The organism is Actinoplanes sp. NBRC 101535 (genome assembly GCF_030269225.1).
Lineage (GTDB): Bacteria > Actinomycetota > Actinomycetes > Mycobacteriales > Micromonosporaceae > Actinoplanes > Actinoplanes rectilineatus.
In genome coordinates, this window is sequence record NZ_BSSY01000016.1 from 163,706 (window position 1) to 176,729 (window position 13,024).

Annotated in this window: 13 protein-coding genes; 9 read left to right on the plus strand and 4 right to left on the minus strand. The window is 67.8% G+C overall.

Features of this window, described 5'->3' with window-relative positions; translation table 11 throughout:
• Positions 1-47: 47 nt before the first annotated feature.
• Entirely contained in the window at positions 48-620 is a 573-nt protein-coding gene (locus tag QSK32_RS34520) for a TetR/AcrR family transcriptional regulator (protein WP_285474237.1), read from the minus strand.
• 38 nt (positions 621-658) lie between these two features.
• Positions 659-1,252, minus strand: a complete 594-nt coding sequence (locus QSK32_RS34525; RefSeq protein WP_285474238.1) for a TetR/AcrR family transcriptional regulator — start codon at positions 1,250-1,252, stop codon at positions 659-661.
• A gap of 95 nt (positions 1,253-1,347) precedes the next feature.
• On the opposite strand from QSK32_RS34525, the gene QSK32_RS34530 reads away from it, so the two are divergent.
• From QSK32_RS34530 to QSK32_RS34560, 7 genes are all read left to right on the plus strand, one after another.
• Entirely contained in the window at positions 1,348-1,551 is a 204-nt protein-coding gene (locus QSK32_RS34530; protein WP_502872577.1) for a ferredoxin, read from the plus strand.
• Positions 1,552-1,559: 8 nt separating this feature from the next.
• Positions 1,560-2,732, plus strand: coding sequence for an NAD(P)/FAD-dependent oxidoreductase (locus QSK32_RS34535; protein ID WP_285474271.1), 1,173 nt, complete (start codon positions 1,560-1,562; stop codon positions 2,730-2,732).
• Between the two features lie 17 nt (positions 2,733-2,749).
• Positions 2,750-3,937, plus strand: coding sequence for a cytochrome P450 (locus QSK32_RS34540; protein WP_285474239.1), 1,188 nt, complete (start codon positions 2,750-2,752; stop codon positions 3,935-3,937).
• Positions 3,934-4,872 carry an SDR family NAD(P)-dependent oxidoreductase gene (locus QSK32_RS34545; RefSeq protein ID WP_285474240.1) on the plus strand — a complete coding sequence of 313 codons (939 nt, stop codon included), beginning with the start codon at positions 3,934-3,936 and terminating at the stop codon, positions 4,870-4,872. The genes QSK32_RS34540 and QSK32_RS34545 overlap by 4 nt, the downstream gene beginning before the upstream one ends.
• A gap of 39 nt (positions 4,873-4,911) precedes the next feature.
• Positions 4,912-5,493 (plus strand): DedA family protein, encoded by a 582-nt coding sequence (locus QSK32_RS34550; protein ID WP_285474241.1) that lies wholly within the window; start codon positions 4,912-4,914, stop codon positions 5,491-5,493.
• Positions 5,490-6,923, plus strand: a complete 1,434-nt coding sequence (locus QSK32_RS34555) for an MFS transporter (protein ID WP_285474242.1) — start codon at positions 5,490-5,492, stop codon at positions 6,921-6,923. The genes QSK32_RS34550 and QSK32_RS34555 overlap by 4 nt, the downstream gene beginning before the upstream one ends.
• A gap of 170 nt (positions 6,924-7,093) precedes the next feature.
• Entirely contained in the window at positions 7,094-9,274 is a 2,181-nt protein-coding gene (locus QSK32_RS34560; protein WP_285474243.1) for an MMPL family transporter, read from the plus strand.
• 571 nt (positions 9,275-9,845) lie between these two features.
• Here the strand turns inward: QSK32_RS34560 and hxlA are convergent.
• Together hxlA and hxlB are read right to left on the minus strand one after the other, a co-directional pair.
• Entirely contained in the window at positions 9,846-10,469 is a 624-nt protein-coding gene (gene hxlA / locus QSK32_RS34565; RefSeq protein ID WP_285474244.1) for a 3-hexulose-6-phosphate synthase, read from the minus strand.
• A 25-nt stretch (positions 10,470-10,494) separates the two neighbouring features.
• A complete protein-coding gene (gene hxlB, locus QSK32_RS34570) occupies positions 10,495-11,070 on the minus strand; it encodes a 6-phospho-3-hexuloisomerase (protein WP_285474245.1) in 576 nt (191 codons plus the stop codon).
• Between the two features lie 101 nt (positions 11,071-11,171).
• On the opposite strand from hxlB, the gene QSK32_RS34575 reads away from it, so the two are divergent.
• The gene (locus QSK32_RS34575; RefSeq protein WP_285474246.1) at positions 11,172-11,999 is read left to right on the plus strand and encodes a LuxR C-terminal-related transcriptional regulator; all 828 of its coding nucleotides are present in this window, start codon (positions 11,172-11,174) and stop codon (positions 11,997-11,999) included.
• Positions 12,000-12,094: 95 nt separating this feature from the next.
• On the plus strand, positions 12,095-12,997 hold the full coding sequence (locus QSK32_RS34580; RefSeq protein WP_285474247.1) for an Lrp/AsnC family transcriptional regulator: 903 nt from the start codon (positions 12,095-12,097) through the stop codon (positions 12,995-12,997).
• Positions 12,998-13,024 lie beyond the last annotated feature (27 nt).

Here is a 13,024-nt window from a genome sequence, read left to right on the forward strand (position 1 = left end):
TAGCACCGTCCCTCGACTTGAGGGAGCATCGCCCTGCCCTTGGACAGCTATGAAGGGCGCAATCGGGGCAGGCCGAGGGTGAGCCGACCAACCGTACAGAGGTGGGTGTGCAGCGCTTGGTCGTCGAGTCCGAACAAAGGGTTGGCTGCCGCACCAGCGAGTCCGCGGGTGACGACACTGGCTTTGACTTCGCCGGCCGGCCCGGCTTCGACCGCTGCGAAAAGGGTCATCTGCCGTCGACTCAGGGCGCTGAGTTCGGGGTGGGCACGCAGCATCTCGATGACTCCGGGGTCGCCCGAGAGCAGGCTCATCAGGGCTTTGTGGTTTACGACGATATCGACGAAGCCGATGAGCAGGCGCTCGGCGCGGGCATGGCGTCCGCGTAACGCCTCGGCTGCTTCGACGGCGTTGCGCAGTTGTCCGATCAGTGGATCGATTACGGCTTGGAGCAGGTCGTCGCGGGTGCGGAAGTGGTGGTGAACCGCCGACTTGGTGACACCCAGTTCATCCGCAATCATTTGTAGTGACGTTCCGGCGAAGCTGTGGCGGATGAACAGGCCGAGAGCAACGTCGATGAAGCGCTGCCGACTCTCCAGTGCTTTCGCCGTGGTGCGTGGCATTTCGTTCGGGCTCCTTGCTGTGGCCGCCTGTTCGTAGCCTAACGGCCGGCCCCGGGCAGGTTGCGAGTCGTGGTGGGACAGAGTCCGTCGAGCAGCAAAGCGAGATAACGGCGCCAGTCCTCGGTAGCGGGATCGGTACTCCATAGCACACTGACCAGCATCGCCATGATTCGCGGGAGGTCAGCCGTGGTGATGTCGGGCCGTAGTGCCCCGGTCTGCTGAGCCCGCCCGGCGAGCGTGGCGAGTGCGGTGAAGAAGGCGGTGGACAGGTCAGCAGTCGGGGATCCGGTGGTCCGTGCCGCCGCGAGGGTGTTGCGCTCCCGCGCCACGGTGAAAACTCCGGCTTCGATGAGTGTGGTGAAGCCACGTAGCGCGTCGTCGTCAGCGACGGCCTGCTCAATGGCGGGAGTCAGGCGTTCGGCGAAACTCTGGTCGATGGCCGCCCGGACGAGGTCGCTCTTGGTGGGGAAGTGTCGATAGAGGGTGCGGATGCCGACTTTCGCCCGGCGGGCGATCTCCTCGAGATGCACGTCGGGTCCGTCGTCGGCGAAGGCTGTTCGCGCTGCTTGCACGATGCGTTGCGCGTTGCGGGCGGCGTCGGCTCGCGGGTGCCGTTCGGTCTCGGTGGCCACCTTCCCAGCCTAACAATTGACAGCCGACTGTCGGTTCTGTGCTAGCTTGTCGGGACTAAATGACAGCCGACTGCCATTTTGGGGCGGAAGGGGTGATGGTGTTGCACGTCGACGTCGAGACCGAGAAGTGCGTCGCCGCCGGTCACTGTGTGCTGCTCGCGCCTGAGGTGTTCGATCAGCGGGACGAGGACGGTGTCGTGGTGCTGTTGGAAACGGCTCCGGATCAGTCCTTGCACGACGCGGTGCGGGAGTCGGCCATGATGTGTCCCGCGGCGGCGATCCACCTGGCCGGGTCGTGACGCGGGTCGTGATTGTCGGCGCCTCGGCCGGCGGGATCGCCACGGCTGAGGCGCTGCGGCGATCGGGATATGACGGCGGGCTCACTCTGGTCGGGGATGAGGTGGAGGCACCCTATGACCGGCCACCGTTGTCCAAGCAATTCATGCTCGGCAGATGGACGTCAGGCGATCTGGCCCTGCGTACGGTGGATGCGCTCGACGCCCTTGATCTTGATCTGCGGCTCGGGTGTACGGCGATCGGCCTGGATCCGGATCGCCGCACCGTGACAGTGTCCGACGGAGTCGCCCTGGACTACGACACCGTCGTGTTGGCGACCGGGGTCCGGGCACGTCGGCTACCCGGGACCGAGGGTCTCGCCGGCGTGTACACGTTGCGGTCGTTGTCGGATGCTCTGGCGTTCCGGGAGCAGTTGCGGCCCGGCCGACATCTGGTGATCGTCGGCGCCGGGTTCGTCGGTGCTGAGGTGGCGGCGACCGCGGTCGCCCTGGGCGTACGAGTGACACTGCTGGAGTCGGGACCGGTTCCGCTGGCGGCGGTGGCCGGGACGGAGGTGGGCCGGTTCCTGGCCGCAGTGCACGCCGCACATGGCGTCACCGTCCGTACCGGGGCTGTCGTGGCTCACATCGAGGCCTCCGCAGTGATGCTGGCCGACGGCACCAGGATCGCCGCCGATGTGGTCCTGATGGCGATCGGCACCATCCCGAACACCGAGTGGCTGGCCGGCAGTGGGCTCACCCTCGACGACGGTGTCGTCTGCGATGGGTACTGTGCCGCAGCCCCCGGCGTCTATGCCGTGGGTGACGTGGCCCGCTGGTACAACCCGCTGTTCGGCGAGGTGATGCGGGTCGAGCATCGCACCAACGCAGCCGAGCAGGGCCTGGCCGTAGCTCGTGCCCTGTCCGGCCAGGCGGCGCGCCCGTTCGCGCCGGTGCCGTACTTCTGGTCCGACCAGTACGACGTCAAGATCCAGGCGTACGGCGTCCTGCGTGGCCACGACGAAGCCCTCGTAATGGAGAACAACGTGGACACCCGCCGGATGCTCGTGGCTTACCGCCGGGGCCAGACGCTGACCGGTGTCCTGGCCGTCGGCGTATCCCCTCGAACTTTGCGTGCATGGCGTGCGCTCATCGCCGCCCGCACACCCTGGGCGGCCGCTCTCACCGACATGACACCGGTCTGACAACGGAAGAGGTTCACATGACAAATGCAACATTCCCCGGTACGCGTTCCGCCCGTCACCCGTTCGACCCGCCCGCCGAGTACACGCAGTGGCGCGAGCGGCCGGGCCTGCACCAGGCGATCTGGAACGGCCATACCGTCTGGGTGGTCAGCCGATTCGAGGACATCAAGGCTGCGATGACCGATCCCCGGGTCAGCGCACAGGCTCTCGCCTTACAGAGCAACGGCGCCCACGACGGGACAAACGCCCCCGACATCTTCCCGCGGATGGACGACCCGGAGCATGCCCGTCTGCGTCGCATGCTCACCAAGGACTTCACCGTCAAGCGCGTCAACGCCATGCGCCCCGGCATTCAGCAGATGGCCGACGACCTCATCGATGCCATGATCGCCGGCGGGCAGCCCGCGAACCTGGTCACCGACTACGCGCTGCCGCTGCCATCGCTGGTCATCTCTCTGTTGCTGGGTGTCCCGTACAGCGATCATGACTTCTTCCAGAAGATCACCGCGACGATGATGACGATGGGCGCGTCGCGGGAGCAGAAGGCGGCTGCCTCGCGGGAGTTCTTCGGCTACATGATGCAGTTGGTGGCTCGCAAGGAATGCGAGCCCGGCGACGACCTGATGAGCCGCCTCGTCCACGAGCACGTCCTCACCGGTGAGCTGCGCCGCGAGACCGCGGCGATGAACGGCGTCATTCTGCTCAACGCAGGCCACGAGACCACCGCGAACATGATCGCCCTGGGGACGGCGGCGCTGCTCGACAACCCCGCGAAGGCAACGGTGCTACGCGAAACAGACGACGACGCCCTCATCGCGAACGCCGTCGAGGAGCTGCTGCGCTATCTCACCATCGTGCACAGCCTCGTCGCCCGGGTGGCGCACGAGGACCTGGAGATCGGCGGGCAGCAGGTCAAGGCGGGTGAGGGCCTGGTCATGAATCTGCCCGCCGGCAACTGGGATCCCGCCTTCGCCATCGACGCCGGTGAACTCGACTTCGACCGCGCCGTGCGCGGTCACCTGGCCTTCGGTCACGGCGTGCACCAGTGTCTGGGTCAGGTTCTGGCCCGTGCCGAGTTGCAGATCGCTCTTCCCACGTTGCTGCGCCGACTGCCGGGGTTGCGGCTGACGGTGCCGCTGGAGGAGATCCGGTTCCGCAACGACATGAGCATCTACGGCGTCCACGATCTCCCGGTCGCTTGGTGAGCGCCCTGCGTTTCGACGGCCGGGTCGCCGTCGTCACCGGAGCGGGGGGCGGGCTCGGCCGCCACCACGCGCTGCTGCTGGCCGAGCGCGGCGCCCGGGTCGTGGTCAACGACTTCGGTGGCTCGGTCACCGGCGAGGGTGCCGGTGCAGGTCCGGCCGAGGAGGTCGCTGCGCAGATCCGTGAGCTCGGCGGGGAAGCCGTCGCCGACACCCACAGCGTCGAAACCTCCGAAGGGGGAGAAGCCGTCATCGGTACGGCAGTCGCCGCGTACGGGCATGTCGACATCCTCATCAACAACGCCGGTATCCTGCGCGACAGCCCGATCGGGGACCTGACCGACGAGCAACTCGACGCGGTCCTCGACGTGCACCTCAAGGGCGCCTTCCATCTCATCCGCCCGGCCTGGCGGGTCATGGCCGGGCGGGGCTATGGCCGGATCGTGAACACCACCTCGGCCGCCGGGCTGCTCGGCACCGCCGGCAAGAGCAACTACGGGGCCGCCAAGGCCGGCATCGCCGGTCTGACCCGTGTTCTGGCCCTCGAAGGCGCCGGGTACGACATCCGGGTCAACGCCGTCGCCCCGATCGCCGCCACCCGCATGCTCACCCACTCGATGCCCGCTGGCGGGCTCGATCCGCGGGCGCAGTCGATGATGGACGCGGTCACGGCCCGGCTCGATCCGGCGCTCGTATCACCCGTGGTGGCGTTCCTCGCGCACCAGGGCTGCCCGGTGACCGGCGAGATCTACACCGCGGGCGCGGGGCAGGTAGCTCGCTTCTTCACCGGCCGAACTCGTGGCTACCACCATCCCGCCTTGTCCGTGGAGGACGTGCGGGACCACCTCGACGAGATCCGCGACGAGACCGGCTACACCGTCCCCGCTGATCCCGGCGCCGAGATCGCCCAATTGCTGAAGGCCATCAGCACCACTTGACGGGACACCGACAGCCAGCATCTGAAGGGAGCACGCCCCATGGACGTACTCACATGGTTGCAAGAACTGCCGGAATACGCGATCGTCGCCGCCACGGGCCTGCTGGTCCTGGGTGAGGGCATCATCGGCGTCGGCTTCTTCCTGCCGGGCGAGGCAGCGTTGCTGCTCGCGGCGGCCGCCGTCGGATCGATCGCAGACTTCTTCCTGCTCTGGAGCACCACGGTCGCCTGCTCGGTGGCGGGCAACGTGGTCGGGTTCGAGCTCGGCCGCCGGGTCGGTCCACCGTTGCGCGACACCCGGCTCGTCCGTAAACGTGGCGCCGAGTCCTGGGATAAAGCAACACTCATGCTGCAGAAACACGGGGCCTGGGCGGTATTCACCGGCCGAGTGATCCCGTTCGTGCGTAACGTCGTGCCACCGGTAGCCGGCGCCGGCGGCCTCTCCTACCGCATGTTCCTGCCCGCCGTCACCGCCGGAGCCGCGATCGCCACAGCGCTGCCCATCCTGTTCGCGGTGGCGATCGCTCAAGGAGCCAAAGGTGCCGGCGCCGGCATCGTCATAGCCGTGCTCCTCGCCGCTGCCATTGCCGTGTTCGTGATGTACCGGCGGCGCAGGCGATGAGCGCCGACAGACGTCTGCTCGCGCCACTCAGCGGCTTGCTGCTGGTACTTTTCGTTGCCACGTTGAGCAGCACGGTCATCTCGACTGCGCTGCCTCAGATGCTGGACCGACTGAACGGATCGCCGGCCCAGCTCACCTGGGTCGTCACCGTAGCCCTGCTCACCGCGACGGCGTCCACCCCGATCTGGGGCAAACTCGCCGACCTTTACAGCAAGAAGACGCTCATCCACGCTGCCATCGTGGTGTTCGTGGCCGGGTCGCTGGCGGCGGGACTGAGCCAGAACGTCGGGTCCCTGATCGCCGCTCGAGCAGTGCAAGGAGCAGGAGTCGGCGGTCTGCAAGCTCTGGCCCAGATCGCGATCGCCGCGATGATCCCCCCACGAGAACGCGGTCGCTACAGCGGCTACCTCAGCAGCACCACGGCGCTGTCCACGATCGGGGGCCCGTTGCTCGGCGGGCTGATCGTCGACACGTCCTGGCTGGGTTGGCGCTGGTGCTTCTTCATCGGGATCCCGGTCGCCGTCGCCGCCCTGATCGTGCTCCAGGCGACGTTACGAATCCCGGTGGTGCCCCGGGAACGAGTGCGGATCGACTATCTGGGTGCGATGACGATGACGGCAGGCGTCGGGCTGCTGCTGGTGTGGGTGTCGTTCGCCGGCGACGCCTTCGCATGGTGGTCGCGGCCGAGCGTCTTGTTCATCATGGGGGCGCTCGGCCTGCTGGCTTTCGCCGGTTGGGTGGAGGCGCGAGCGGCGGAGCCGATCCTGCCGCTGCGGATCCTGCGGCAACGCACGACCGCTCTGGCCATTCTCGGCAGCCTGGCCGCCGGGACCGCGATGTACGGCGCGGCCGTGTTCCTCACCCAGTACTTCCAGCTCGCCCGAGGGTTCTCGCCGACCTCAGCGGGCCTGCTGACCATCCCGATGATGGCGGGCATCCTGGTAACGTCGCTAGTGGGCGGCCGGTTGGTCTCACGTACCGGGCAGGTCAAGCCGTTCCTGGTCACCGGCGCGGTTCTGCTCGCCGCGGGGCTCGGTTTACTAGGTCTGACCGAGGCGCGGACACCCTTGGTGCTGATGGGCGTGGGCATGCTTGCCGTCGGCGCCGGGATCGGACTGACGATGCAGAACTTCGTCCTCGTCGTCCAGAACACCGTTCCACTGCGCGACATCGGCACGGCCAGCTCCACGATCGCGTTCTTCCGCTCGCTCGGCGGCACCGTCGGCGTGTCCGTACTCGGCGCGATCTACGCCCGCGGCCTCGACACAACCACCACCGACAACGTCGCGTACGGCAATGCCACCGGCACCGTTTTCCTGATCTCCGCAGCCGTGGCGGTGCTGGGCATCGTGGCTGCCGTGTCGCTACGGCCGGTGAGTCTGCGCACCAGTCTCGACCTGCCACAGGAACCGCAGGCCACGCGGGGGTAGCAGCACTGGGCCACGGTGGCATTGCGCTGCGTCGGAATTGGTAACTGCACAGTAAAAACTGCACGATCGTGAAGTAATGAACTTCACGATCGTGCAGTTTTTTATGGGCTCGGTGGCTAGCTTCTGCAGGACACCCCCCTTTCCGACTCGACCGATACGAGGACTCACCCATGGCTTGGTTTCTGTACCGGCTCGGCCGGTCCGCCTTCCGCCGACGATGGCTGGTTCTCGGGCTCTGGCTGGCCGTTCTCGCCTCTGCCCTGATCGGCGCCGCGACATTGTCCGGCCCAACCAGCGACGGCCTGCGCATCCCCGGCACCCCGTCACAGCAGGCGATCGACCTGCTCCAGCAACGTTTTCCGCAAGCCTCGGCCGACGGCGCCACCGCCCGCGTGGTCTTCGCCACCACCGACGGCAAACTCACCGACAAAACCATCAGAGCCGCAGTCGAAGACATCGTCACGCAATTGCAGCAGGCACCCGGCGTCGCCTCCGTCGATGACCCGTACGAGGCGCACACGATCAACGAGGCCGCGACGGTCGGTTTCGCACAGGTATCCTACGAGATGTCCGCCCGGGACCTGACAGCGGAAGCGAAGACCGCCCTCGCCGGCATCGTGGAACGAACCGACACCTCCGGACTGAGCGTGGTAGCCGGCGGCGACGCGATGGACGGCGGCAGCGAGCCCGGTTTCACCGAAGTCATCGGTGTCGCCGTAGCAGCCGTGGTCCTGTTCGTCACCTTCGGATCCCTGGTGGCCGCCGGCCTGCCGCTGCTGACAGCACTGCTCGGTATCGGCGTGGGCGTCGGTACGATCACCGCTGCAACCGGGTTCATCGAACTGTCGTCGACGACCACGATCCTCGCCCTGATGCTCGGACTCGCGGTAGCCATCGACTACGCCTTGTTCATCGTGTCGCGCTACCGCTCCGAACTCGACGACGGCTACGAACCCGAAGACGCCGCAGGACGCGCGACCGGCACCGCAGGATCAGCCGTGGTGTTCGCCGGACTCACCGTGATCATCGCCTTGGTGGCTCTCTCCGTGGTCGGCATCCCGTTCCTCGCCCAGATGGGCATCGGCGCCGCGTTGACCGTCGCCATTGCCGTCCTCATCGCACTGACCCTGCTACCCGCAGTCCTCGGATTCGCCGGTCACAAGGTCTCCGGGAAACCCGCCCGCCGCGTGCCCAGCAAGGAAGCCTTCGGCCTGCGCTGGGCCCGCGCCATCGCCCGTCGGCCGGTCATCGCGCTCGTCGCCGGGATCATCGGCCTCGGCGTCGTAGCCCTGCCCACCCTCGATCTGCAGCTCGGCCTCCCCGACGACAGCACCGCGGCACCCACCAGCAGCCCTCGCCAGGCCTATGACCTGATCTCCGCGGGCTTCGGGCCTGGCCTCAACGGGCCCCTGACCGTCGTCGTCGACGGCGCCGCCGGATCGGTGAAAGCCTCCGCTCAGACGGCGGCAGACCGCATCGGACAACTCGACGGCGTCACGACCGTCACCCCTGCCGTCCTCAACCAGGCCGGTGACACCGCCGTCCTGACCGTCATCCCGGCCAGTGGACCCAGCGACACCGCCACCCAAGACCTCGTGCACACCATCCGCCAGATCGACGGCACGGTGCCCGGCGCCCGGATCGGGGTCACCGGCCAGACCGCCGTCAACATCGACATCTCGCAGCAACTCGGCGACGCACTCCTGCCCTACCTGCTGGTGGTGGTCAGCCTCGCCTTCCTGCTGCTGATGCTGGTCTTCCGCTCGTTGTTGGTACCGCTGAAAGCAACGCTCGGGTTCCTGCTCAGTATCGCCGCCACCTTCGGCGCGGTCGTCGCGGTCTTCCAATGGGGCTGGGCCGCCGATCTGCTCGGCGTCGACCAGCCCGGACCGATCATCAGCTTCCTGCCCATCATCCTGATCGGCATCGTCTTCGGCCTCGCCATGGACTACCAGGTCTTCCTCGTCACACGCATGCGCGAGGACTACGTCCACGGCGCCGAAGCACGCGCGGCCGTCGTCTCCGGCTTCAGTCATGGCGCCCGCGTCGTCACCGCCGCCGCGATCATCATGATCAGCGTCTTCGCCGGCTTCATCCTCGCCCCGGACGCCATCATCAAATCCATCGGCTTCGCGCTGGCCTGCGCGGTCCTGTTCGATGCCATCGTGGTCCGGATGACCATCGTGCCCGCTGTCATGACCCTGCTCGGCCGGACAGCGTGGTACCTACCACGATGGCTCGATCGCGTCCTGCCAGACGTCGACGTCGAGGGCGAGAAGCTGCGCCGCCAGCTCAATGTCCACAGACGACAGCATCCAGCAGGTGAACACCGCGACCGACTGACCGTCTGACACATCACCAGAAGCCTTTGACGGGTCATGGTCTCCACTGACACCCATCGGCGGAGACCATGACAGTGGCTCCAGAGTCCGACAAAACGACTCCCCGCCCGGAGGCGTTTCCGGCTTCAGTGCCCCTCGGCAGCATCGGAATCCTCGTGCTCTGATCATCCTGCGTCTTCGACCGTGCCCTGTTCGAGGTCACGTCGGCCTTACCGCACCTCCAGACCTGACCACCGGACTCGGCACATCCGGCCACTCCTCCCGATCGCCATGCTGTTCAACAGCCACGCCGGCATCATCGCGCCGGCTGCCCGAGACCACCCTGGGTTGGCTCGGCTGCGGCGACCGGTGCGGATCCCAGTCGATCATCGCCGCCCGGCTGGGAATCTTCGCCGCGGTGCAGAGCGCAGTCGCCCCTGCGCCGCCCCGAACTGCTCGCCGTCCCGGGACGCTTCGGTCTCCTCGATCCCCCGCCGCCTCCACCGCCGACCCCGACTGACACTGTTCAAGATTGCCCGGCCCGGGGGTGCCGCCACGCGAGCGTACGCCGGCGCCACCGGGAACACGGATGGTGAAATCGTCAGTTGATCGCTGCGCGGATCTGAGCGGCGGCAGCGCCGACGTCCTCGGCGCTGTAGATCGCGCTACCCGCGACCGCCACCCTGGCCCCGGCGGCCTGCACCGAGGCCACCGATGCGGCGCTCACTCCCCCGGCGACGGAGAACGGGACGCCGGCGGCCTTGCCGGCGGCGAGAAGCGTCTCGAAGGTGAAGCCCTCCTCCGCCTGCTCGTCGAGTCCGGCGTGCATCTCGACGAACTGGGCGCCGAGGGCCACGACCTCCCGGGCTCGGGCCGGCTTGTCGGCAACACCGATCAGGTCGACGACGATCCCCTTGCCGTGCTTGTTGGCAGCCTTCACGGCACCGGCGATGGTGCTGTCGCCAGCAGACCCGAGCACAGTCACCAGGTCGGCGCCGGCCGTGAAGGCGATCTCGGCCTCCAGCTCACCAGCGTCCATGGTCTTGAGGTCGGCGAAAACAATCTTGTCCGGGTGCGCCTTCTTGATCGCGGTGATGGCGGCGAGGCCCTCACTCTTGATCAGTGGGGTGCCGAGCTCGAGGATGTCGACGTGCGGGGCGGCCGCCGCGGCGAGCGCGAGGGCGGCGTCGGTGCTGAGCGTGTCCATGGCGAACTGGAGTTGCATGGTCCTTTTCCTGTCTTTCGCTGAACTATTCGAGGTTGGCGTGAGTGGGCCACAGGTCGTCCGCCGAGCGGCCGCTGTGCTGCCAGAGGGTGTGGAACAGTGCGTCCCCGAGAAGGACGAGGCCCTGTTCGAAAAGACTCCCGGCGTACTGGGCCGACGCGATGGCGCTCCGGTCCGTCTTGGTGGCGGCGGGCAGCAGCACCGTCGCGGCGGCGAGACGGGCCAGGGGTGAGCCGGCTGCAGCGGTGACCGCGATGACGGTAGCGCCGGCACGCCCTGCGGTCTCCGCGGCGCGTACCACGCTCGGCGTCGTGCCCGAACCGCTCGCGAGGAGCAGCACGTCACCGGAGCGGATCGCGGGCGTGGTGGTCTCGCCCACGACGTGCGTCTCGATGCCGAGGTGCATCAGGCGCATCGCGGTCATCCGTAAGGCCAGGCCGGAGCGGCCGGCGCCGTGAGTGAACATCCGACCGGCGCCGGCAATCAGGTCGGCGACCGTGGCGAGCGCGGCGCCGTCACCGGCGGAGACACGCGATGCCAGGTCCTCCACCTCGTCGGCCACCAGTAGAAACGCGCTGGTGGCGGTTGTTTCCGTGAACATGTCATTGATGATCGCCAGGTCTCGGCGGGCCGGCCGCTACTCCTCTGGGCGGCAATCCCGTTCGATCGGGTGGGACCCGACCCTCCAGGTAGGTTCGGGGCATGCCGGCTGAGCCCACCACCGCGTCGACAGCGGCACGCGACCTGCTCGGCGAACACGCCCAGACCGTCGCCGAGCAGGCCACTCGTCATGCCCTGACGCTCGAGTCCATCCTTGCTGTGCTGCGATCCTCACGACTGGACGCCACCGCGGCGCGGACCGAGGCGATCGAGGTCGCCTCCGCCGCGCTCATCGGTCTGCGCACCGCCACCGACCAGCAACGCAGCTCCTTGCTCGAGCCGGTGACCCACGCGTTCACCCGGCTCCGTGACGACCTGCGGCCACTGGTGCGCTTCGGCGAACTCGATGTCCAGTTCATCGAGCCGCCGGCGAGCGGCCGGGCGCTGCCCGGCGACGTCGCCCGGGCAGCCCGCACCATCGTGCGCACCGCGGTGCTCGCCCTGATCGACGCGGGCACCGCCCGCCGGGTCAGGATCCAATGGGACTGCGACGGGCGGAACCTGCTCGTTGAGGTCCGCGATGACGGTGACGGCATGCTCGACGCGCACGATGACGCTATCCGTCCCATCGCCGAACGTGTCGCCGCCCTTGACGGCCATCTGCGCGTCAGCTCGACACCGACATGGGGTTCACAGATCGACATCACGATCCCGCTCGACGCTCCGGCTTTCAGCGGCACGATCGACGATCAGCAAGACCTCACTGAACGCGAGCGCGACGTTCTCCGCCTGGTTGTCACCGGCGCCGCCAACCAGGAGATCGCGCATACCCTCAACATCAGCATCAACACCGCGAAGTACCACGTCGCGAATCTTCTGCGGAAGTTCGGCGCCCGGTCTCGGGCGGAACTCGCCGCGCTCTCACGCTGACGCGCGCTCGGTATGGTCATCCACGCGTCCTTCGGGCGCCGGCAATGCCGTACCGGAGAGACGCGGGCCAGTGAGCCGGTGGATGGGATGGATCCGTGCAGGACGCGCTGGACAGCCGGCTGACCGAGTTGCTGGTGCGGGATGGGCGCGCAACCTATCGGGATCTGGCTCGACGGCTCGGCGAGCCGGAGTCCACGGTGCGTTCCCGGGTGAGCGCGCTGTTGTGCAACGGCGACCTCACACCGACTGTCATGGTTCATCCGGCGCTCGAGCAACCTCGATTCCTGTACATGGTCCGTGTGGGCGGCGCCGATCGGGAGCAGGTACTCACCAGTGAAGCGGTCGCGGCGTCGCCGTGGATCGGTTTGATGGCGGACAGCGGCGATCTGCTCATCCAGATGGCCGCGGCCGATCACCCCGAGTTCGTCGCCGGAAGCGTGGCCTTGCGTTCGCTGCCCGGTGTCCGCCGCGCCGAGGTCTCGGTCATCGTCAGTGTGCGGGTCGGCGCGGCCTGGCGCGGCGGTGCAACGGCCTGGGCCGACGAGGCAGTGGACGCCGACGACGTGGATCGCCGGCTCATCGAGGAACTCCGGCGTAACGGCCGGGCGAGCTACACAGCCCTGGCCGAGGTGTCCGGGCTGACCGTGGCCGCCACCCGCCGTCGCGCCCTGCGGCTGCTGGAAACGGGAGCGATCCGGGCGACCGTGCGGGTACGCGCATCGCAGGAGACGGCAGAGGCGAATCTCAGCATGTCCGTGAGGGCCGGCGACGTGCCGAGCCTGCTCGCCGATCTCGGGGAACACCCCGCCATCCGCTTCGTCGTGGAGCAGACCGGTCCGCACAACGTCGCGGCGTACTTGATCACGGCATCCCGATCGGAGCTGGACCGGGTCGCACAGGCGCTTCTCGACGACCCTCGCATCACCGACGGTAATGCCGAAACGGTACAGATCCTGCGCGACGACCTCAGCTGGGCAGCACAGGAGCACCGACCCTGACCGCGGAGATCTTTTAACCGGCCGGAA